The sequence below is a fragment of the Streptomyces sp. NPDC059895 genome (assembly GCF_042731035.1).
GTDB lineage: Bacteria > Actinomycetota > Actinomycetes > Streptomycetales > Streptomycetaceae > Streptomyces.
This window is the reverse complement of the sequence record NZ_JBHWKO010000010.1, coordinates 167,977-189,853: the sequence shown is the minus strand read 5'-3', so window position 1 is coordinate 189,853 and position 21,877 is coordinate 167,977. Positions and strand designations below refer to the sequence as shown.

Genomic DNA, 21,877 nt, shown 5'->3' with positions numbered 1-21,877 from the left:
CCGATGAGGAGAAGCTGCGCCGCTATCTCAAGCGGGCGCTCGCCGAGGGCCGGGAGACGCAGCGGCGCCTGCGCGAGGTGGAGTCGGGCCTGCGCGAGCCGATCGCCGTCGTCGCCATGAGCTGCCGGCTGCCGGGCGGCGTCGCCTCGCCCGACGACCTGTGGGACCTGGTGGCGGCGGGCGGCGACGCCGTCGCGCCCTGGCCCGACGACCGCGGCTGGGACCTCGACGCCCTCTACGACCCCGACCCCGACCGGCCGGGCACCAGCTACGCCCGGCACGGCGGATTCCTGTACGACGCGGCCGACTTCGACGCGGAGTTCTTCGAGATCTCACCGCGTGAGGCGCTGGCGACGGATCCGCAGCAGCGGCTGCTGCTGGAGGCGTCCTGGGAGGCGTTCGAGCGGGCCGGCATCGCCCCCGACACGCTGCGCGGCAGCAGCACGGGCGTTTTCGTCGGGCTGGCCGCTCAGGACTACCACACCCGGCTCGACCAGGTGCCCGCCGAACTGGAGGGCTACCTGGGCATCGGCAACCTCGCCAGCGTGGCGTCGGGGCGCATCTCCTACACCTACGGGTTCGAGGGCCCGGCCGTGACGGTGGACACGGCGTGCTCGTCGTCGCTGGTGGCGCTGCACCTGGCGGTGCGGGCGCTGCGGTCGGGCGAGTGCGACCTGGCGCTGGCGGGCGGTGCGACGGTGATGTCGACCCCCGCCGGGTTCGTGGCGTTCTCGCGGCAGCGCGGGCTGTCGCCCGACGGCCGCTGCCGGGCGTTCGCCGCCTCGGCGGACGGGACGGGCTGGGCGGAGGGCGTGGGGCTGCTGCTGGTGGAGCGGCTGTCGGACGCGCGGCGGCTGGGGCATCCGGTGCTGGCGGTGGTGCGGGGTTCGGCGGTGAACCAGGACGGCGCCTCCAACGGGCTGACCGCCCCGAACGGCCCGGCCCAGCAGCGCGTCGTCCGGCAGGCGCTGGCCAACGCGGGTCTCACCCCGCACGACGTCGACCTGGTGGAGGGGCACGGCACGGGCACGACCCTCGGCGACCCGATCGAGGTCCAGGCGCTCCAGGAGACGTACGGGCGCGGCCGGCCCGAGGACCGGCCCCTGTGGCTCGGCTCCCTCAAGTCCAACATCGGGCACACGGCGGCGGCCGCCGGCGTGGCGGGGGTCATCAAGGCGGTGCAGGCGATACGCCACCGCGTCCTGCCCCGGTCGCTGCACGTGGACGCGCCCACACCGCATGTCGAATGGGAGGGCGGCGGCGTACGGCTGCTCGACGAGGCCCGGCCGTGGCCGGACGGCGAACGGCCCCGCCGGGCCGGGGTGTCCGCCTTCGGGGTGAGCGGCACCAACGCGCACGTGATCGTCGAGCAGGCACCGCGGGAGCACGAGCCGGAGGAGAACGACTCCGACGACTCCGACGACTCCGACGACTTTGACGGCGCCGCCGGCGGCCCCGTCGCCGCACCCCGCCCCGCCGCGCTGCCCTGGCTCGTCTCCGCCCGGTCGGCGGCGGCGCTGCGGGACCAGGCGGACCGCCTCGCGGCCCTGCTGCGGGCCCGCCCCGACCTCGACCCGGCCGACGTGGCCTGGTCCCTGGCCACCCGGCGTGCCACGCACGACCACCGCGCGGTCGTCGTGGCGGGCGACCGCGACGGCGTCCTCGACGGCCTGCGCACCCTGGCCGAGGGACACCCGTCGGCCGCCGTACCGCGGAGCCCCGCCGACGGTGCCCCGGCGGCCCGCGCCGGCAAGACCGCCTTCCTCTTCACCGGACAGGGCAGCCAGCGGCCCGGCATGGGACGGGAGCTGTACGAGCAGTTCCCCGCCTACGCCCGGGCGTTCGACGAGGTGGCCGCCGAGCTCGACCTGCACGGTGCGGGACACCTGGCCCGTTCCGTGCGCGAGGTGGTGCTGTCCGACCGACACGGCGACCTGCTCGACCGCACGGAATACGCCCAGCCCGCCCTCTTCGCCGTGGAGGTCGCGCTGCTGCGGCTGCTGGAGAGCTGGGGGGTGCGGCCCGACGTGGTCGCCGGGCACTCGATCGGCGGCCTGGCCGCGGCGCACGCGGCCGGCGTGCTCACCCTGCCCGACGCCGCGTCCCTGGTGGTGGCCCGCGGCCGGCTGATGCAGGCGCTGCCGGACGGCGGCGCCATGGCCGCCGTGGAGGCCACCGAGGAGGAGGTCGCCGCCGCGCTGCGGGACCGTCCGGAGGCGGTCGCGATCGCCGCGGTCAACGGCCCCCGCTCGGTGGTCGTCTCCGGCGACGAGGAGCCCGTCGTCGCCCTCGCGGCCGCCTTCCGGGCACAGGGCCGCAGGACGGCCCGGCTCCGGGTGAGCCACGCCTTCCACTCCCCCCGCATGGAGGGGATGCTCGACGAGTTCCGCCGGACGGCCAAGGCGGTCGACCACCACGACCCGGTCCTGCCGGTGGTCTCCGACCTGACCGGCGCCCCGGTGCGGGACGGCGAACTCGGCGCCGACCACTGGACGGACCACGCCCGCAGCCCCGTCCGCTTCCTGGACGTCGTGCGGGAGCTGCGCGCCCTCGGCGCGACCCGGTTCGTGGAGGTGGGACCCGACGGCGTCCTCACCGCCCTGGTCGGCGACATCCTGGCCGACGACGCCTCCGGCGCGGCCCCGCCGGCCGTCCTCGCCTCCGTCCTGCGGAGCGGCCGCCCCGAGGCCGTGACCCTGCTGACGGCCTTGGGCCGGCTCCACGCCGACGGCGTGCCGGTGGACTGGCCGGCGGTCTTCGAGGGACTCGACCCGCACCCGGTGGACCTTCCCACCTACGCCTTCCAGCGGCGGCGCCACTGGCTCGACGCCACCGTGACCCGCAGCACCACCGACGTCCCGCTGCTCGCCGGTCCCGCGGCGCCCGCCCCCGGCCCCACCTGGGCCGAACAGCACGCGCATCTGTCCGGGCCCGCGCTCGGCACCGCGCTGCTCGACCTCGTACGGACGCAGGCGTCGGCCGTCCTCGGCTACCCGACGACGCAAGCGGTACGGCCCGAGCGGCCGTTCGTCGAAGCGGGACTGGACTCGCTCTCGGCCGTCGAACTGCGCGCCCGGCTCGCCGCCACGACCGGTCTGGCGCTCGGGGGAGCGCTCACCATCCGCTTCCCGACCCCGGCGGCCCTCGCCGGGCACCTGGAGGACCTGCTGCGCGAGCGGCCGGGGCCCGGCGTGCCGCCGACGGCGCAGGAGGGTCCGCTCACCACCCTCTATCTGCGGCTGTGCGCCGCCCGGCAGATCACGGCGGCCACCGAGGTGATCGTGGCCTCCTCCCGGCTGCGGGACACCTTCGGCGCGGCGGACACCGCCGTCCACGCCGTCGAACCGGTCGCCCTGGCACACGGCGGAGCCCCGACCGCGCTGGTCTGCTTCCCGGCCCTCACCGCACTGTCCGGGCCGCACGAATACGCCCGCTTCGGCCAGGCCCTCGACGGCCTACGGGACGTCCTCGCCGTCCCCGCACCCGGCTACGCGCCCGACAGCGCCCTGCCGGACTCCGCGGACACCTTCGTCGCGATGCAGGCCGACGCGGTCCAACGGCTCGTGGGGGAGCGGCCGTTCGCCCTGCTGGGCCGCTCCCTGGGCGGCTGCGTCGCGCACGCCGTGACCGCTGAGCTCGAACGCCGCGGAACACCCCCGGCGGGCCTCGCCATGGTCGACACGTACCCGATGGACACCGCCTCCCTCCCCGGCATGGAGTGGTGGATGCCCGCCATGATCAACGGCATGGTCGACCGGTTCGACGCCTTCGACCTGGGCCTGAGTGACAACGGCCTGACCACCATGGGAAGTTACCTGCGCACCTTCGGCCCCTGGCAGCCCCGGCCGGTCACCACCCCGACCCTCCTGCTGCGGGCCGAGGACCCGCTGCCCGGGACACCGGCCGACCCGCGGCGCGACACCCGCGCCTTCTGGCGGCTGCCGCACACCACGGCGGACGTGCCCGGCGACCACTTCTCCGTCCTCGAGGAGCACTCGGCGACCACCGCCGCCGCCGTGGAGGAGTGGCTGAACACCATCGGCCGACCGGCCCCCTGACCCCCGGCCCCCTGACCACCCGCCCCCTGACCACCGGCCACCGCCCCTCTGACCACCGACACCCGCACAACGCACGCGGCACCCGCACAACGCACCGCACGACGCACCGCACGACGCACCGCACGAGAGAAGAGAACACCACCATGACCGCACCACAGCCCCTGCACCTCGCCGTCGCCCTGGACACCGTCGGCTGGCACCCCGCGGCGGGCGCCGGGCCCGACGCCCCCGACGGCGACCTGTACGGCCTGGCGCACTGGACCGGACTCGTCCAGGAGGCCGAACGCGGGCTGCTGGACTTCGTGACGCTGGAGGACCCGCCCAAGCGCCCCACCGGTCACGTCGCCCACCGGCTGGACGCCCTCCTCGTCGCCGCCGCCCTGGCGTCGCGCACCGAACGCATCGGACTGGTGCCGACCGGCGTGGTCGACCGGGCCCAGCCGGCGCACATCGCACGGGCCATCGCCACCCTGGACCACGTCAGCGGCGGCCGGGCCGGCTGGCGCACCCAGGTGACGCCCGCACGCCCGATCGTGATAGCCGACATCTTCACCCCCGAGGTGCAGCGGCCGATGGCCGAGCTCTTCGAACGGGCCGCCGACCTGGTACGGGTGGTGCGAGCGCTGTGGGACGGCGTCGACGACGAGAAGGCGCTGCGCGATCTCGCGCCCGGCCGGTTCGCCCCGGCCGACCCCGACCCCGGCGGCAGCTTCACCGAGATCGAGCCGCTCGGCGTAACGGCGGGCGACTGGCTCACCATCGACTCGCCCGCGCTGGCCCCCCGCGCCCCGCAGGGCCACCCGCTCATCTTCACCCTCGCCCACATCTCCCTCCCGTACCGGTACGGAGCCCGCTCCGCCGACGTCGTGTCGGTGACGCCGCACAGCGCCGAGGAAGCGCGCGCGACCGTCGAGGAGATCAGGACCGAACAGGCCGCGGCCGGACGCGCGGACCAGAAGGTGCACGTCTTCGCCGACGTGGTGGTCTTCCTCGACAGCACCCCGGGCCGGGCCGCCGAGCGCAAGGCGCGCCTCGACGAGGCGCACGGCGCCCCCTACACCTCCGACGCGCACATCGCCGTGGGCACCCCCGCCGAGGTCGCCGACCTGCTCCTGGAATGGCAGGGAGCAGGACTGTCCGGGTACCGCCTGCGGCCCGGCGCGCTGCCCCACGACCTGACCGCCATCACCCGCGAACTGGTGCCCGAACTCCAGGCCCGGGGCGCGTTCCGGACCGCCTACGAGGCCGACACCCTGCGCGGGCTGCTCGGACTCCCGCTACCGCCGGCCCCCGACGCGCTCTGAGACCGGCCCCCGGTACGCCGCTTCCTGCCGGAGTTCCCGCTCCGGCAGGTGGTCCTCCTCTCGGAGCTGCCGCTGCGGCAGGCCCGGGTCCGCTCGTGCGGACGGCCCCGGCTCCTCCCGGCGGTCGGGTTCGAGCAGCCACGGCGGCAGGTGTGCCCGGCCCTTGATACGCAGTTTCCGGTAGGTGTGCGTCAGATGCTGTTCCACCGTGCTGACGGTGATGAACAGCCGTTCGGCGATCTCGCGGTTGGAGAGCCCGGCCGCCGCGAGCGCCGCCACCTGCGCCTCCGAGCTGCTGAGCACACCTGCCCGGGCCCGGGCGCCGCGCTCGTGTCCGGCGGCCGGCGCCTCACGTGCCGCCAGCCGCCGGGACAGCGGGGCGAGGCCCTGCTCCTCGGCGATGTCCAGGGCCTGCCGGGCGACCATCCGCGCCCGGCCGCTCTGGCCCGCCCGGGTGTGCACCTCGCTCAGGTCGGCCAGGGCGCCGGCCAGCTCCAGCCGGTCACCGGCGGCGTCGAGCAGGTCGGCGGCCTCCCGCAGCAGGGTCGCGCGCTGCCGGGAGTCGGCCACGGAGGCGGCCGTGTGCAGCGCCATCCCCCGGGCCCGGGGCTGACCGGCCGGAACCATGGCGAGCTGCTCGACGGCCAGCCGCCGGGCCTCGTCGGTCCTGCCGAGCCGCAGCAGGGCCGTCACCGCGTCGCCGCGCCACGGCACGAACGCGGGGAGGTCGATGTCCCACTCCCGCATGAGCCGGCCGCACCGCGTCAGGTCGTCGAGCGCGCCGTGCAGCAGGTTCACCGAGAGCCGCCACCGGCCGCGCGCATACAGGTACTGGATCCCGAACCGGGTCTGGAACAACTGCTCGGGCAGCGCCGACACCGGGGGCCCGCCGACGTCCCTCATCGTGCCCGTAGCGGCGGCGGCCAGCTGGAGACTCGACAGCGGAGAGCCGATCAGGACCCCCCAGCCGCGCAGCGACAGCAGCCCCATGGCCCGGCGGGAGCACTGCTCCGCGAGTTGTACGTCGCCCTGGCGGATCGCTGTCTCGGCCCGCAGCGCCGTGAACAGCGCCTGCCACGTCGGGACGTCACGCCGGGCGGACTCCCGCAGCAGCAGGTCGCACCAGCCCGCCGCGAGATCGCACCGGTCGGCGTAGACCAGCACGGACACCGCCTGGTGGACGGTGTCGAAGGTGGTGTCGTCCAGCACCGTCGTCTGCAGCGCCAGTTCGGCGCTGCGCACGGTGTCCGGGCCGGGGCCCGAACGCAGCAGCCGGTTCAGGACGCCGGCCATCCGCCCGGGTGCCCCGTCGGCGGCCCCCGCGGCCGACCGCCGCGGCCGGGTCCGGGCGGCGGGCTGGGACAGCAGCGCCGGATGGGAGGCGCGCACCCACTGCCGTGCCGCGTGGTACTCGGCGCTGGAGCGCGCGTCCAGCGTCTCCGAGGACCGTTCGAGCCGGCGCAGCGCGAGGGTGATCTCGTCGCTGCTGCCGTTCCACAGCAGCCGCCCGAGCAGTGCCACGCCCTGGCAGCCGGACAGCCGGCCCTCCCGCAGGGCGGCGATCACCGGACGCAGCCGTCGGCAGGCGGTGTCCGGGTCGGTCCGGAAGTCGACGAGGCTGCGCAGCATGGTCACCGTCACCCGCTGGTCCTCGTCCGCGCAGGCCTCGCCGGCCACGTCTAGGCAGGCCTCGGCGAACGACGTGTCGTCATGGCGCAGCGCCTCGCGCGCCGCCTCCACCGCCACGGGGTAGGCCCACGGCTCCCGGCTGTGCCGGGCCGCCACCAGGTGGACGGCGATCGCCGACGCGGGCTTGCCGGCCTCGTGCAGCAGCCGGGCCGCGTCCCGGTGCAGCGCCGCGCGCTCGCCGGCGGACATGCCGGCCAGGACGGCGGCGCGGGCGGCGGGATGGCGGTAGCGCCCGTCGTCGAGGACGCCGAAGCGGTCCATCGCCTCCAGCGTCTCGTCGACCACCGCCCGGGGCCGGCCGAGCAGCCGGGCCAGCAGGTCGCGGGAGCCCGACGCGTCCAGCACCGCGAGCGCGCGGGCCGCGTCGCGGTACCGCTCCCCGGCGCGGCGGACACACGCGTCCACCGCCCGGCCGAACTCCTCGCCCGCGACCGGCTCCGCCGCGGACGGCCGCCGGGCCGCGTGCTCGTGGTGGTCCTCCGCGAGCGCGCGCAGCAGCAGGGGGTTCCCGCCGCTGAGCCGGTGCCAGGACTCGGCCGCGGAACCGGCCGCCGGGCCGGGGCCGATCAGCCGGGTCAGCATCTCCCGGGTGCCGGCCGGGGACAGGGGCCCCACCCGCAGCCGGGTGAAGTGCCGCTGGCGCATCATGGTCGTGCGCCAGGACAGCTGAGGGCCGCTCGCCCCGGCCGCCGTGTCGCGCTCGGTCACCACCAGCAGCACGCGGTCGGTGCGCAGCAGGCGCCCGACGTACGTCAGGGAGTCCAGGGAGGCCGAGTCGGCGAAGTGCAGGTCGTCGACGATGACCACCAGGGGAGTCCGCTCCGACAGGCCGCGCAGCAGCTGCCACTGCACCTGGCTGACCTGCGCGGGCGTCGGGCCGTGCGTCAGCAGGTCCGCGTCGCACGGCGCGATCGGGGTGCCGTCCCCGGGCAGGCGCAGCGCCCGCTCGCGGTCGGCCGGCGAGAAGTGCTGGTGCCGGAAGAGCTGGCCGACGACCCCCAGCGCGACCTTCTGCTCCGAGCAGCGGGCCGTCGCGTGCAGCACCACGGCACCGGCGGCCGCCGCGTCCTCGCCGAGGACGTGCAGGAGTTCGGTCTTTCCGCCGGCGACCGGCCCGCTGACCGCGGCCACGCCTCCTCGGCCCGCGAGACACTCGGCCAGCATCTCGCGCAGTCGCCTCACCTGGGTCTCACGTTCGACTAGAACCACAGCAGCTTCCCCATCCCCCACGTCGCGGTGCGTTGTACGGATCTCGGGACGTCAACGCCGTCGGTGACATCCATGTCGGGCAGGCGGAGGGGGCGAGGTGGTCAGGCCCGCTCCGGTGCGGGCGCGGCGCCCGGGAGCAGCCGGGAGCGGATCAACGCGCCGATCCGGTCCTGGTGTTCGGTGAGGAAGAAGTGGCCGCCGCTGAAGGACAGCACCTCGGTGGGGCCGTCGGTGTGTCTCTCCCACGCCCGCGCCTCGTCCGCCGTGACCTTCGGGTCGTCGGTGCCGACCAGCACGGTGACCGGCGCCCCGATCGGGGGGCCCGGCCGGTGGCGGTAGCGTTCGACGGCCCGGTAGTCGCCGCGCAGCGTCGGCAGGACCATCGCGACCAGCTCGGGATCCTCCAGCAGCGCGGGCGGCGTCCCGCCCTGCCGGACGATCTCCGCCACCAGGTCCCGGTCGTCGGCGAGATGGAGCCGTTCGGTCCGGACGGTGGACGGCGCCCGTCTGCCGGACGCGAACAGCGCGGCCGGCCCCGACCCCGTCGTGCTCTGCAGCCGCCGGGCCGTCTCGTACGCCACCAGGGCGCCCATGCTGTGCCCGAAGAAGGCGGGCGGCTCGGCCCACCAGGGCCGCAGCACGTCGGCGATCGATCCGGCCAGGCCCTCGATGTCGCTGACCTGCGGCTCCGCCCGGCGCTCCTGGCGCCCCGGGTACTGCACGGCGAGCACCTCCACCTGGGGATGCAGCCGCGCGGAGAGCCAGAAGTAGAAGCCGGCCGATCCTCCCGCGTGCGGGAAGCACACCAGGCGTGCGGCGGCCTCCGGCGAGGGATGGAAGCGCCGGATCCACACATCGGTGTCGAGGTCCGTCGTCATGCCCGTGATCCCTGTCCTTCCTGGTTCCGGTCGGGCCGGGGCAGCGCGGCCAGCAGCTCCCGCGTGTACGGGTGGGCCGGGCTGTCGAAGATCTGTCCGACGTCCCCGGTCTCGACCAGCCGCCCGTCCTTCATCACGATCACCCGGTCGCTGACGTGGTGGACGACGCCGAGGTCGTGCGAGATGAACAGCAGGGCCACCCCCAGCTCCCGCTGGAGCTCGGCGAGCAGGTCCAGCACCTGGGCCTGGATCGACACGTCGAGCGCGGAGACCGGCTCGTCGCACACGATCAGCCGGGGCCGGGTGGCCAGCGCCCGGGCGATCGCGACGCGCTGGCGCTGTCCGCCGGACAGCTCCGTCGGGCGCCGGTCCTGCACCCGGGCCGACAGGCCGACCTGGCCGAGCAGTTCGGTGACCCGCGCCGCGCGGACCCGGCCGCGCGGGACCCCCGCCCTGGCCACCGCCTCCGCGACGATGCCGCGCACACTGTGCCGGGGGTCGAAGGAGCCGAGCGGGTCCTGGTGGACGACCTGGAGACGCGGACGCCGGGCCCGCCGTTCCCGCTCGGGCAGGCCGCTCCAGGGCTCGCCCTCGAACCGCACGCTCCCCTCGTCCGGTTCCACCAGGCCGAGCACGATGCGGGCCGTGGTCGTCTTGCCGGAGCCGGACTCGCCGACCAGGCCGAGCGTCTCGCCCGCGGCGATCCGGAAGGACACCTCGCTGACGGCGGTCCAGGAACCGCCGCCCGGCGCCCGGAAGCGCTTGGAGACACCCCGCACGTCCAGCAGCGCCTCGCGCGGGGCGGCGGCGCCGGGTTCCCGCCCGGCGGCGGTCACGGGGCGGCGGACGGCCGGTGCCGGCAGCGGCAGCGGCGCGTCGGGATGCCAGCAGAGCGTCACATGCCCGCCGTCGCCCGCCGCGGCCACCGGCAGCTCGGCCCGGCAGCGCGCGTCGGCCGCCGCGCACCGGGCCGCGTACGGGCAGCCGCCGGGCCCCGCCGCCTCTCCCCGCCCGGGGGTCGCGACGGACAGCGCGCCGCCCTTGGAGCCGAACGTGGGCACCGCCGCCAGCAGGGCTCTGGTGTACGGGTGCCGGGGATCCTTCAGCACGTCACGGGCCGGCCCCTGCTCGACGACCAGCCCCCCGTACATCACCGCGACCCGGTCGGCGAGCCGGGCCACCACCGCCAGATCGTGACTGATGAGCAGCAGCGCCGTACCCTCGCCGACCAGACGGCCCAGCAGGTCGAGGATCTGGGCCTGCACGGTCACGTCCAGGGCCGTGGTCGGCTCGTCGGCCACGAGCAGTTCCGGCGCGCCGGACAGCGCGGACGCGATCAGGGCGCGCTGACGCAGACCGCCCGACAACTGGTGGGGATACTCAGCGGCCCGGCGGGCGGGGTCGGGGATGCCGGCGTCGGACAGCAGGGCGAGGCTCCGCTCGCGCGCCTCGGCGCCCCGGGCGAGGCCGTGCGTGTGCAGCGTCTCCCGTATCTCGGCGCCCACCGTGCGCAGCGGGTCCAGGGAGACCAGCGCGTCCTGGAGGACCAGCCCGATCCGGCGCCCCCGCACGGCCCGCCACTCGCGCTCCGACAGGGCGGTCAGATCGACGCCGTCGAAGTCGAGCCGCCGGGCCGCCACCGTGGCGTGCGCCCCGGTCAGCCCGAGCAGGGTGCGGGCCGTGACGCTCTTGCCCGACCCGGACTCGCCGACCACGGCGAGGCATTCGCCCCGGCCGAGGGTGAACGACACGTCCCGCACGGCACGGACCTGCCCGCCCCGCCGGAAGGTGACGTCGAGACCCTCGACGCTGAGCAGCGGCGACTCGGTGGCGTTCATCGGGCGGTCCTCCGGGTGAAGCGCTGCTGGGCGTGGCGGCCGACCACGTTCACGGCGATGACGGTCGTGGTGACGGCGGCTCCCGGGAACACCCCGATCCACCACGCCGTCTGCAGGAAGTCCCGCCCGGCGGAGAGCAGCGCCCCCCACTCGGGCGAGGGCGCGGCGGGCCCGAGGCCCAGGAAGCTCAGCCCGGAGGCCGAGATCAGCGCCGTACCGAACCCGACGGTCGCCAGGGTCAGCAGGGGCGCGAGGGCGTTCGGCAGGATGTGCCGCAGTACGATCCGCCGGCGCGGCAGGCCGAGGGCCACCGCCGACTCGACGTACCCGGAGCGCCGTACCACCAGGGCCTCCGCGCGGACCAGCCGGGCGTAGCCGGGGACGAAGGCGATGCCGATGGCGGTCATCACGTTGACGGTGCCCGAGCCCAGCACGGTCACGACCAGCAGGGCCAGCAGCAGGGCGGGCAGGGCCAGCAGGATGTCGGCCAGCCGCATCAGCAGCTGGTCGGCGACGCGTCCGCCCAGCGCCGCGGCCAGGCCGAAGGCCGCGCCCGCGACGACCGAGACGACGGTGGAACCGAAGCCCAGCAGCAGCGAGGGCCGGGCGCCGTAGAGGATCCGGGTGAACAGGTCGCGGCCCAGCTGGTCGGTGCCGAGCCAGTGCTCGGAACCGGGTGCCTGGAGCGCGGAGAGCGGGTCGGTCGCCGAGGGCGAGACGCTGGTGAACAGACCCGGTGCCACCGCGACGAGCACGATGATCAGCAGCAGGGCACCCGCGAGCACGACGGTCACGGGAACGGACGACAGCGGTCCGGCCCACCGCCGCCGCACCCGGGCGGGAGCGGCGACGGCACCACCGGTGCCGAGATCGGGGAGGAGTGAACTGGCCATGGATCAGGCGCTCCTGAGCCGCGGGTCGATGACGGGGTACAGCAGCTCCACGACGGTGGAGATCACGACGAAGACGAGGGCCGAGAGCAGCACCACGCCGATCACGACCGGCATGTCCTTGGAGGTCACCGCCTGGAGGACGAGCGAGCCGATGCCGGGCCGCCCGAACACCGTCTCCACCAGCACGGCGCCGCCGATGAGGGAACCGGTGAGCCACCCCGCCAGCGTGAGCAGCGGCACGGCCGAGTGGCGCAGCGCGTGCCGCAGCCGTACCGCCGTCCGGCCGGCACCGCGGGAGCGGGCGGTGACCACGAACGGCTGCTCCAGGGCGGCTTCGAGCCCCTCGCGCAGCACCTGCGCCATCACGCCGGTGAGCGGCAGCGCCAGCGTGACGGCGGGCAGCACCAGCGAGGCGAAGCCGTCCGCCCCGGCCACCGGGAAGAGCGTGAACCGGAAGGAGAAGACGGTCAGCAGCACGATCCCCACCCAGTAGGACGGGGTGGAGGCCGCGACCAGCTCCCACACCGAGGCGACCGCGCGCAGCGCGGGCCGGCGGCCGGCCGTCGCCACCGCGGAGAGCACCGCGAGGACGACGGCCAGGACCAGCGCGGCCAGGGCCAGCTGGACGGTCGGCACCAGCTGGTCGCCGATCAACGACCACACCGGCCGCTGGAGCTGGTACGACTCCCCGAGGTCACCCCGCAGGAGCCGGCCCAGGTAGTGCAGGTACTGCTCGGCGACGGGCCGGTCGAAGCCGTACTCCCGGCGGATCTCGGCCCGCACCTCGGGGGAGCCGGCGTTGGAGGGTCCCAGCAGCACGGACACCGGGTCGCCGGGGATGAGCTGGAGGGCGAGGAAGGCCAGGGTGGCGGCCCCCGCCAGCACGGCCACCGCCGAGCCCAGCCGCCGGGTGACCGCGCGGGCGAGGGTCGTCGCCGAGGCCGCCGTCACGCCGAGCCCAGCCAGGTGTCGTAGTACGTCAGCCAGTTGCTCGCGTCGAACGTCAGCCCCTTCACGGTCTTGGCGTGCCCGACCAGGGAGACCTGCGTGTAGAGCGGGACGACGACGGCCAGGTCGACGGCCCGCTGCTGCACCTTGGGATAGACGTCCGCGTGGACCTTCGCGTCCAGCGTGGCCCGGCCCTCGTCCGTCCACCGGTCGAAGTCGGCGTCGGTGAGGAACGTGGCGTTGATGCCGCCCTTCGCCGGCGCGCTGCCGGAGTTGAGGAACAGCCACAGCACGTCCGGGCTGAACCGGGGCCAGCTGAGGTCGATGGCGTTCGCCTTGCCGCCGTACACCTGGGTGTTGTAGGTGCCGAGGTCGAGGCTGGGGCGCTTGACCTCGATGCCGATCTTCTTCAGGTCCGCCTGGATGGCCTGGCCGAGGACGTCGCGCCCCTCCCGGGTCGCCTGGATCGACAGCTGCGGCCAGGTCACCGTGAGCCGCTTGCCGTTCTTGGTCCGGTAGCCCTGCGCGTCCCGGCCGGTCCAGCCCGCCTCGTCCAGCAGCTTCGCGGACTCCTCCGGGTCGTAGGGCCAGCTGTCTTCCAGGGACTTGTCGTAGTAGGGGGTGGTGGGGCTGATGGGGCTCCACGCCCGCGGGTACTGGCCGAAGGTGACCGTCTTCACGTCCTGGTCGATGTCGATCCCGCGCTGGATCGCCTTGCGGACCCGCTGGTCGTCGAGCGGGGCCAGTGAGCTGTTGAGCCAGAGGTTGTAGTTGCCGCCGGGGGCCTGCCGGGAGATGAGCGAGAGCCCGGGCGTCGCCTTGACCGTGGTGACGTTCTGCGGCGGGATGGCCTTCGCCACCTGCACCTGACCGCTCGTCAGCGCGCCCGAGCGCACCGAGGCCGTGGACAGGAAGCGGACGACGAGCTTGTCGAGGTAGGCGGGCCCGGTGTGCGCGGCGGTCGCGGGCCCCCACTTGTACTTCGGGTTGCGGGTCAGCACGGCCGACTGGCCCTTGGTGTAGCTGGTGAAGACGAAGGGTCCGCTGCCCACGTCGGCGGGACCGCCCGCGGCGAGCTTGCCGGCGTTCGCCTCGAGGGCCTTGGGCGAGTAGAAGCCCAGGTAGGTCGTGCTGGCGGCCTGGAGGAAGGGGGCGAACGGCTTGGAGAAGGTGACCTTGGCCGTGTGCGCGTCGACGACCTCGGTGCCCGTGTAGGGGCCCAGGAGGCTGATCGCGTACAGCGACTTGGTGGACTTGGCGACGATGTGGTCGAAGTTGGCCTTCACCGCGGACGCGTCGAAGCGGGTGCCGTCGCTGAAGGTCACGTCGGTGCGCAGATGGAAGGTGTAGCTCTTGTAGTCGTCCGCCACCTCCCACTTGGTGGCCAGCCAGGGGTGGAACTTCCCGTCGGCGTCCTGGGAGACCAGCGAGTCGAACACCTGGCGCTGGATCTCGGCGGTGACGTCCTGGGTGCTGGCGTGGATGTCCCAGGAGACCGGTTCGGTGTCGACGGCGGCGGTGAGGGTCCCGCCCCGGACCGGTGTGTCCGAGCCCGCCTTGCCGGTGTCGTCGCCGCCGGACGAGCAGGCGGTGAGCAGGAGGAACCCGCTCAGGGTCGCCGCGAGGAGACGGCTGAGCGCGGACAGGGACGGGCGCATGGTCGAACCCCCGGCGTGAGTGGGTCTGGGACGAGAGGACGGTGAGGCGGGAGACGCGGGGCCGGCGGACGGTGTGCCGCCGGGGGACCCGTCCCCCGGCGGCACCCGCCGGGGGACGGACGGTGATCGGGCCGGCTCAGTCATCGGGTGCCTCCGCCGCGAGGGCCGTCGCACCGACGACCGGCAGGATGGCGTCCTCGCCCGGCGCGTGGACGCCCACCGACTGGATGTCACGGAAGTGCCGTTCCAGCGGGCTGCCCTGGGCCAGCCCGGGGTTGCCGAGCAGTTGCACCGCCGTCCGGACGGCGGTGGTGAGATGACGTACGACCACGACCTTCGAGGCCAGCGCGTCGACACCGCGGACGGGATCGCCCCGGTCGACCCGCTCCGCCACGGAGAGGATCAGCTGCTCGGCGCTGGAGAGCAGCGTCTCGATCTCGCCCGCCGTGCGCTGGAAGCGGTCCGTCGTGGCGAGGGGCCGTCCCAGCGCGGCGGGCGTCCGCGTGTGGGCGAAGGTGTGCACGACGCTCTGTGCCGCGCGCGCCACGCCCAGGTAGAGGGAGGACGAGAGCAGGAGCATGATGCTGCCGGGGAGCGTGCCCGGGGCGGGTTCGGCGCCGGGAGGGGCGAGTTCGTGCACGTACTCCGCGGGGATCTCGACGTCCGTGAACACCACCTCGTGGCTGCCGGTGGCGCGCATGCCCAACTGCTGCCAGGTGGGCACGATGTCGATGCCGGGTGTGCCGGCGGGGACGATGAAGTTGCCCACCCGTGGCGACGGCTCGTCCGTCGCCGCCCAGACCAGGAAGTAGCTGAGGCCCTCGGCGCCGGTGACGTACCGCTTCCGGCCCTGGATCGACCAGCCGTTCGCGGTCCGCCGGGCGGTGGTCGCCGGCAGCGGGCCCCGGGTGGACGAGCCCATCTCCGGCTCCGCCCGAGCGTGGTTGAGCAGGGTCGGCCGCTCGGCCGACTCGGCCAGCACCCGCGCGTACAGCTCCTGCGGCCAGGGGCTGCGGGTCTGCAGGAGGTGGGGGACGATGGTCATCCCGGAGATCAGCGCGGTCGACGGGTCACCGCGGCCGAGCGCCAGCAGGATGCGGCTGACGTCGGTGAAGCTCGCCCCGGGACCGCCGTACCGGGGGTCCACGCCCGCCGTCAACAGCCCTGCCTCGTGGACCCGTTGGATCGGACCGTGCGGGAAGGCGCCGGTGCGGTCGTGCTCGGCCGCGGTCGCCGCGAGCGACGCGCTCACCTCGTCCAGGCGGCCGAGGTCCAGGGGTAACAGCCGGCTTTCCGTGGCAGAGCTCATGAGGCCCGCTCCGGGGCGGGGCGGGACAGGGCGGTGGCCATGGGCATGTGCGTGTCCTTGGGGATCGGGTGACGGTCCGGCCACGTGGGGTGAGCGGAGCGGGGCGGCGATACGGCGCACCGGACGTGCGGCACCGACGGGTCGCGGCGGACCCGGTCGGGCGGCGACCGTGGGGGAGGTGGAGGACCGTGTCAGAGGGTGCGGGCTCTCGCCCGGGGTCCGGCCTGCGGGCCCGTGTTCACCGGAGTCCGGCGGCCGGACGGGCGGATGGGATCAGCGACAGCTGGTCGACTTGATCCGGCCGAAGTCCACGACGCGGCACTGCGTCAGACAGGGCATCAGGTGATCGCTGGAACCATGGCCGAAGCCGCCGGCCGGTGGCCGGCCGAACTCCGTCACAGTCACAGGCCCGAACATGCCACTGAGCATGCAGGACATGGGCATGCCGCGTCCAATGCCGATTCGTGATCAAGGCTGATCGCGCACACCGATCGGTGGCCGCCCCGTGCCCGTGCCCCGCAGACCACGCCGGTCCCGGTGCCCCGCCCCCTCCACGGCGGCCCGGACGGGCGACGCTCCCGCGGCGCGCCCCTCACGAACTGCGGATATCTTCCCCTTTCCGGCCGTCCGCCCCGTCCGCCGCCGACCGCCTCCACGCCCCGGGGCGGCGCACACCGCACCGTCCGAAGGACCCGGGCCGCCGCACCCCGGAGGCGTTCCCGGTTCCGCGCCACGAGCGTGTTCTCTGTTTCGATCTTCCGGGCCCGTACGCGGATGCCCGGTGCCCGGCGGGGGAGCAGGGGCAGGTCCAGGACAGCAGTACCCGTTCGTGGCACGGCCGAGGGTTGTCCGTGGGACGGTCGAGGGTTGGTCGTGGCACTGTCGCAGGGTGGTCGTATGCTCACTCCCGGACTCGTCCGTACCAGACGATCACCGGCGCGGCCCGGGAACACCGGGCGTGGCCGGGGCGTTGTGACGGACGACGAGACGTGTGAGGCGCCACCGCGCGCCCGACCGAGGGAGGTGACCGACGTGGCCCGCAGAGCCCACGCCGTGCACCTCTACTCCCGGCCCCACATCGACCTCCAGCGCGTGGCCGGCGCGCTCTGTCGTTCCTGACGCTCCCGCTCCGGCCGTCGGCCGGGCGACCTGCCGGCTCGTCGCGCGCTCCGCCACTGTGCCCGCGCACGGGGCCGGCGTCTTTTCCCGCGGACCTCCAGGACGTTTCCCGGACCCCTCAGGAAGGCACTCCCGTGTCCTCGACCCCCTCTTCTCCCCTGCACCTCGCCGTGGCCTTGGACGGCACCGGCTGGCACCCCGCCTCCTGGCGTGATCCGGTGGCCAGGCCCCGTGAGCTGTTCACCGCCGGGTACTGGGCCGATCTCGTCGCCGAGGCCGAGCGCGGCCTGCTGGACTTCGTCACCATCGAGGACGGCCTCGGCCCGCAGTCCTCCCACTTCCTGGACCCGGACGACCGCACCGACCAGGTCCGCGGCCGCCTCGACGCCGTCCTCGTCGCCTCCCGGATCGCCCCGCTGACCCGCCACATCGGCCTCGTCCCGACCGTCGTGGCGACCCACACGGAGCCGTTCCACATCTCCAAGGCGATCGCCACCCTCGACTACGTGAGCACCGGCCGCGCGGGCCTGCGCGTCCAGATCACCGCCCGTCCCACCGAGGCCGCCCACTTCGGCCGCCGCTCGGTCCCCCGCATCGAGTCCTACGACGGCCCGGCCACGCTGGACCTGGTGGCCGACCTGTTCGACGAGGCCGCCGACCACGTCGAGGTCGTGCGCCGCCTCTGGGACAGCTGGGAGGACGACGCGGAGATCCGGGACGTGGCCACGGGCCGGTTCATCGACCGCGACAAGCTCCACTACATCGACTTCGAGGGCCGGCACTTCAGCGTCAAGGGCCCTTCCATCACCCCGCGCCCGCCGCAGGGCCAGCCACTGGTCACCGCCCTCGCCCACGACACCGTCCCCTACCGCCTGGTGGCCCGCGCCGCCGACGTCGGCTACGTCACCCCGCACGACGCCGACCAGGCCCGCGCGATCGTCGCCGAGATCCGTGCCGAGCAGGAGACGGCCGGGCGTGCCGCCGAGCCGCTGCACGTCTTCGCCGACCTGGTGGTCCTCCTCGACGACGACCCGGCCGAGGCCGCCGCCCGCCGAGACCGCCTCGACGCCCTGGCCGGCGAGGAATACACCAGCGACGCCCGGATCTTCACCGGAACCCCCGCCCAACTCGCCGATCTGCTCCAGGAGTTCCAGGCGGCCGGCCTGACCGGCTTCCGGCTGCGCCCCGCCGTCGCCGGCCACGACCTCCCGGCGATCACCCGGGGCCTGGTCCCCGAACTCCAGCGCCGCGACGCCTTCCGCCGCGCCTACGAGGCCGACACCCTGCGCGGGCTGCTCGGCCTGGCCCGCCCCGCCAACCGCTACGCCGCCGCCTGAGCGGGAGGGAGCAACCCACCATGAGCAAGCCCCTGAAGCAGATCCACCTGGCCGCCCACTTCCCCGGCGTCAACAACACCACCGTGTGGAGCGACCCCCGGGCCGGCAGCCACATCGAGTTCAGCTCCTTCGCCCACTTCGCCCGCACCGCCGAACGCGCCAGGTTCGACTTCCTCTTCCTCGCCGAGGGCCTGCGCCTGCGCGAACAGGGCGGCGAGATCTACGACCTGGACGTCGTCGGCCGCCCCGACACCTTCACCGTCCTCGCCGCGCTCGCCGCCGTCACCGACCACCTCGGCCTCACCGGCACCATCAACTCCACCTTCAACGAGCCCTACGAGGTGGCCCGCCAGTTCGCCAGCCTCGACCACCTCTCCGGCGGCCGCTCCGCCTGGAACGTCGTCACCTCCTGGGACGCCTTCACCGGGGAGAACTTCCGCCGCGGCGGCTTCCTGCCCCAGGAGGAGCGCTACTCCCGCGCCAAGGAGTTCCTCGCCACGGCGAACGAACTCTTCGACTCCTGGAAGGGCGACGAGATCGTCGCCGACCCGGCCACCGGCACCTTCCTCAGCGACGCCAAGGCCGGCGCCTTCGTCCACGAGGGACAGCACTTCGACATCCACGGCCGGTTCAACGTCCCGCGCAGCCCCCAGGGCCGCCCGGTGATCTTCCAGGCCGGCGACTCCGAAGAGGGCCGCGAGTTCGCCGCGGCGAGCGCCGACGCGATCTTCAGCCGCCACGCCGCCCTCGACACGGGCCAGGCCTTCTACACGGACGTCAAGAACCGCCTCGCCAAGTACGGCCGGCGCAAGGACCAGTTGCTCATCCTGCCCGCCGCGAGCTTCGTCATCGGCGACACCGACGCCGAGGCGGAGGAACTGGCCAAGGAGGTGCGCCGCCTACAGGTGAGCGGCGCCACGGCCCTCAAGCACCTGGAGTTCGTCTGGAACCGGGACCTGTCGTCGTACGACCCCGAAGGCCCGCTTCCCGACATCGACCCCTTGGTGAGCGAGGAGCACATCGCGCGCGGACGCGCCCAGGTGCGCATGTACCGGGACCCGCTGGCCACCGCCCGTGAGTGGCGGGAACTGGCCGCCGCCCACAACTGGTCGATCCGCGACCTGGTCATCGAGACCGGCAACCGCCAGACCTTCGTGGGCTCCCCCGAGACCGTCGCCCGGACCATCGACGACTACGTCCAGGCCGACGCCGCCGACGGCTTCATCCTCGTCCCGCACATCACGCCCTCCGGCCTCGACGAGTTCGCCGACAAGGTCGTCCCCCTGCTCCAGGAGAAGGGCGTCTTCCGCACCGAGTACGAGGGCAGCACCCTGCGCGACCACCTCGGGCTCGCCCACCCCGACGACGCGGCGGGCACCGAGCGGGCCGCGTCGTGAAGTTCCTCGCCATCACCCTGATCGTGCACCGCCCGGACCCGGTCACCGGTGTACGCAAGTCCACCCAGGACCGCTTCCGCGAAGTGCTCGACAACGCGCTGCTCGCCGAGGAACTCGGCTTCGACGGCTTCGGCGTGGGGGAGCGGCACGAACGGCCGTTCATCTCCTCCTCGCCGACCGTCGTCCTCAGCCACATCGCCGCCCTGACCCGGCGGATCCGGCTGTTCACCGCCGTGACCACCCTCAGCCTCCTCGACCCGGTCCGCGCCTACGAGGACTACGCCACCCTCGACCACCTCTCCGGCGGCCGGCTCGACCTGATCATCGGCAAGGGCAACGGCACCGCCCAGCGCGAGCTGTTCCACGTCACGCCCGAGGACCAGTGGGAGCGCAACGCCGAGAGCTACGAGGTGTTCCGGCGGATCTGGCGGCAGGACAAGGTCACCGCGGCCACCCGCTTCCGCCCCGGGCTGACCGACGCGGAGGTGTGGCCCCGGCCGTACCAGCAGCCCGTACGGGTCTGGCACGGCAGCGCCACCAGCAAGGAGTCGGTCGACCTGGCCGCCCGCTACGGCGACCCGCTGTTCTCGGCGAACGTCACCCATCCCATCGAGCCGTACGCCGAGTTGATCCGCCACTACCGCGAACGCTGGGAGCACTACGGCCACGACCCGGCCGGCATCGCCGTCGGCGCCGGAACGGCCGGGCTGTACGTGGCCCGCACCTCCCAGGAGGCCCTGGCCGCCTACCGGCCCGTCTTCGAGGGCAACCTCGCCTTCCAGCGGCAGGCCGGCCTCCCGGTCGTCTTCGAGACCCTGGAGGACTTCGTGGCACGCAGCTCGGCCCTGATCGGCAGCCCCCAGCAGGTCATCGACAAGGTGCACCGCTACCACGAGCGGTTCGGCCACACGGTGGTGCACCTGCACGCGGACGCCGGCGGACTCACCGACACCCGGCACCGCGACTCGCTGGAACTGTTCCAGTCGGCGGTGGCCCCGGTGCTGCGCAAGGACATCCCGGACCCGCCCTTCGCGTGGGGCCCCGTACTCCCGGAGGCAGCGCATGTCTGACATACCCCTCGGCGTCCTCGACCTGGTACCGATCCCGTCCGGCTCCACCGCGCGAGACGCACTGCGCAACTCCGTCGACCTGGCCCAGCGGACCGAACGCCTCGGATACGCCCGCTACTGGTTCGCCGAGCACCACCTCAACCCCGGCGTCGCGGGCACCTCCCCGGCGGTCGTCCTGGCCCTCACCGCCTCCGCCACCTCCACCATCCGGCTCGGCTCCGGAGCCGTACAGCTCGGCCATCGCACCGCCCTGTCCACGGTGGAGGAGTTCGGCCTGCTCGACGCGCTGCACCCGGGCCGCTTCGACCTGGGCCTCGGGCGCTCCGGCGGCCGCCCGCCGGCGGAGACGGCGACCGTGCCGACGGCCACTGCGGTCGTCGACGGACGCGCACCGAACGGCCTGGTCATCCCGCCCCGCTTCTCCTTCGCGCGCCTTCTCGGCTCGCCCCGGGTCGCCCTGCACCGCAAGCTGCTCCTGCTGCCGAACGCCGAATCGCAGGACTACGCCGAGCAGATCGACGACATCCTCGCCCTGCTGGCCGGCACCTACCGCTCCCCGGAGGGCGTCGAGGCCCGCGCCGTGCCGGGGGAGGGGGCGGACGTCGAGCTGTGGATCCTCGGCAGCAGCGGCGGACAGAGCGCCGAGGTCGCGGGCGCCCGGGGCCTGCGCTTCGCCGCCAACTACCACGTCAGCCCCGCCACCGTCCTGGAGGCAGTGGACGGCTACCGGTCCTTCTTCCAGCCCTCCGACGTCCTCGACAAGCCGTACGTGAGCGTCTCCGCGGACGTGGTCGTCGCCGAGGACGACACCACCGCCCGCGAACTCGCCGCCGGGTACGGCCCGTGGGTCCGCAGCATCCGCACGGCCGAGGGCGCGATCGAGTTCCCGACCCCGCAGGAAGCACGCGCCCACACCTGGACCGAGGAGGACCGCGAACTGGTCCAGGACCGCCTCGACACCCAGTTCGTCGGCTCGCCGGGCCAGGTGGCCGACCGCCTGGAACAGCTCCAGGAGGCCACGGACGCCGACGAGTTGCTCATCACGACCATCACCCACGACCACGCGGACCGGGTCCGCTCCTACCGGCTGCTCGCCGAGGAGTGGCGCCGCCGAGGCCACTCCTCACCGCCGGGCTGATCTCGCCGCGGGGGTACCCGCGAGCATCCTGG

13 protein-coding genes and 1 pseudogene are annotated in these 21,877 nt (G+C 74.3%); 7 read left to right on the top strand and 7 right to left on the bottom strand.

The annotated features are described in order from the left end of the window. Nucleotides 1-26: 26 nt before the first annotated feature. Nucleotides 27-4,058, top strand: a pseudogene (locus ACFV9M_RS15000) (type I polyketide synthase); the annotation flags it as partial. A gap of 143 nt (nt 4,059-4,201) precedes the next feature. After that, entirely contained in the window at nt 4,202-5,362 is a 1,161-nt protein-coding gene (locus ACFV9M_RS14995) for an LLM class flavin-dependent oxidoreductase (RefSeq protein WP_385069533.1), read from the top strand. Here the strand turns inward: ACFV9M_RS14995 and ACFV9M_RS14990 are convergent. The 7 genes from ACFV9M_RS14990 to ACFV9M_RS14960 all read right to left on the bottom strand — a co-directional run bounded on the left by ACFV9M_RS14990 (nt 5,336) and on the right by ACFV9M_RS14960 (nt 15,784). Then, nucleotides 5,336-8,260, bottom strand: coding sequence for an AAA family ATPase (locus tag ACFV9M_RS14990; RefSeq protein WP_385069535.1), 2,925 nt, complete (start codon nt 8,258-8,260; stop codon nt 5,336-5,338). The two genes, ACFV9M_RS14995 and ACFV9M_RS14990, sit on opposite strands and share 27 nt — an antisense overlap. A gap of 101 nt (nt 8,261-8,361) precedes the next feature. After that, nucleotides 8,362-9,138 carry a thioesterase II family protein gene (locus tag ACFV9M_RS14985; protein ID WP_385069536.1) on the bottom strand — a complete coding sequence of 259 codons (777 nt, stop codon included), beginning with the start codon at nt 9,136-9,138 and terminating at the stop codon, nt 8,362-8,364. Continuing rightward, complete coding sequence (locus tag ACFV9M_RS14980) at nt 9,135-10,976, bottom strand: dipeptide ABC transporter ATP-binding protein (RefSeq protein WP_385069538.1); 1,842 nt, start codon at nt 10,974-10,976, stop codon at nt 9,135-9,137. The genes ACFV9M_RS14985 and ACFV9M_RS14980 overlap by 4 nt, the downstream gene beginning before the upstream one ends. Then, complete coding sequence (locus tag ACFV9M_RS14975) at nt 10,973-11,869, bottom strand: ABC transporter permease (protein ID WP_385069540.1); 897 nt, start codon at nt 11,867-11,869, stop codon at nt 10,973-10,975. Before ACFV9M_RS14975 ends, ACFV9M_RS14980 begins: the two co-directional genes overlap by 4 nt. A gap of 3 nt (nt 11,870-11,872) precedes the next feature. Beyond that, on the bottom strand, nt 11,873-12,820 hold the full coding sequence (locus ACFV9M_RS14970) for an ABC transporter permease (protein ID WP_385069541.1): 948 nt from the start codon (nt 12,818-12,820) through the stop codon (nt 11,873-11,875). Then, nucleotides 12,817-14,475: an ABC transporter substrate-binding protein gene (locus ACFV9M_RS14965; RefSeq protein WP_385069543.1), complete on the bottom strand. Its 1,659-nt coding sequence runs from the start codon at nt 14,473-14,475 to the stop codon at nt 12,817-12,819. The genes ACFV9M_RS14970 and ACFV9M_RS14965 overlap by 4 nt, the downstream gene beginning before the upstream one ends. Nucleotides 14,476-14,611: 136 nt before the next feature. After that, complete coding sequence (locus tag ACFV9M_RS14960) at nt 14,612-15,784, bottom strand: acyl-CoA dehydrogenase family protein (protein ID WP_385069545.1); 1,173 nt, start codon at nt 15,782-15,784, stop codon at nt 14,612-14,614. A gap of 774 nt (nt 15,785-16,558) precedes the next feature. Between ACFV9M_RS14960 and ACFV9M_RS14955 the strand changes: the two genes are divergently transcribed. From ACFV9M_RS14955 to ACFV9M_RS14935, 5 genes are all read left to right on the top strand, one after another. Then, nucleotides 16,559-16,903: a putative leader peptide gene (locus ACFV9M_RS14955; RefSeq protein ID WP_385102442.1), complete on the top strand. Its 345-nt coding sequence runs from the start codon at nt 16,559-16,561 to the stop codon at nt 16,901-16,903. 134 nt (nt 16,904-17,037) lie between these two features. Next, nucleotides 17,038-18,240 carry an LLM class flavin-dependent oxidoreductase gene (locus tag ACFV9M_RS14950; RefSeq protein WP_385069549.1) on the top strand — a complete coding sequence of 401 codons (1,203 nt, stop codon included), beginning with the start codon at nt 17,038-17,040 and terminating at the stop codon, nt 18,238-18,240. Between the two features lie 20 nt (nt 18,241-18,260). After that, on the top strand, nt 18,261-19,637 hold the full coding sequence (locus ACFV9M_RS14945) for an NtaA/DmoA family FMN-dependent monooxygenase (RefSeq protein WP_385069551.1): 1,377 nt from the start codon (nt 18,261-18,263) through the stop codon (nt 19,635-19,637). Beyond that, entirely contained in the window at nt 19,634-20,707 is a 1,074-nt protein-coding gene (locus ACFV9M_RS14940; RefSeq protein WP_385069553.1) for an LLM class flavin-dependent oxidoreductase, read from the top strand. Before ACFV9M_RS14945 ends, ACFV9M_RS14940 begins: the two co-directional genes overlap by 4 nt. Further along, on the top strand, nt 20,700-21,845 hold the full coding sequence (locus ACFV9M_RS14935) for an LLM class flavin-dependent oxidoreductase (protein ID WP_385069555.1): 1,146 nt from the start codon (nt 20,700-20,702) through the stop codon (nt 21,843-21,845). The genes ACFV9M_RS14940 and ACFV9M_RS14935 overlap by 8 nt, the downstream gene beginning before the upstream one ends. Nucleotides 21,846-21,877 lie beyond the last annotated feature (32 nt).

Coding starts and splice junctions, on each gene's coding strand:
- ACFV9M_RS14955 (WP_385102442.1), top strand. CDS start 16,559: ATGCCCGGTGCCCGGCGGGGGAGCAGGGGCAGGTCCAGGACAGCAGTA.
- ACFV9M_RS14945 (WP_385069551.1), top strand. CDS start 18,261: ATGAGCAAGCCCCTGAAGCAGATCCACCTGGCCGCCCACTTCCCCGGC.
- ACFV9M_RS14985 (WP_385069536.1), bottom strand. CDS start 9,138: ATGACGACGGACCTCGACACCGATGTGTGGATCCGGCGCTTCCATCCC.
- ACFV9M_RS14975 (WP_385069540.1), bottom strand. CDS start 11,869: ATGGCCAGTTCACTCCTCCCCGATCTCGGCACCGGTGGTGCCGTCGCC.
- ACFV9M_RS14965 (WP_385069543.1), bottom strand. CDS start 14,475: ATGCGCCCGTCCCTGTCCGCGCTCAGCCGTCTCCTCGCGGCGACCCTG.
- ACFV9M_RS14960 (WP_385069545.1), bottom strand. CDS start 15,784: ATGAGCTCTGCCACGGAAAGCCGGCTGTTACCCCTGGACCTCGGCCGC.
- ACFV9M_RS14980 (WP_385069538.1), bottom strand. CDS start 10,976: ATGAACGCCACCGAGTCGCCGCTGCTCAGCGTCGAGGGTCTCGACGTC.
- ACFV9M_RS14935 (WP_385069555.1), top strand. CDS start 20,700: ATGTCTGACATACCCCTCGGCGTCCTCGACCTGGTACCGATCCCGTCC.
- ACFV9M_RS14995 (WP_385069533.1), top strand. CDS start 4,202: ATGACCGCACCACAGCCCCTGCACCTCGCCGTCGCCCTGGACACCGTC.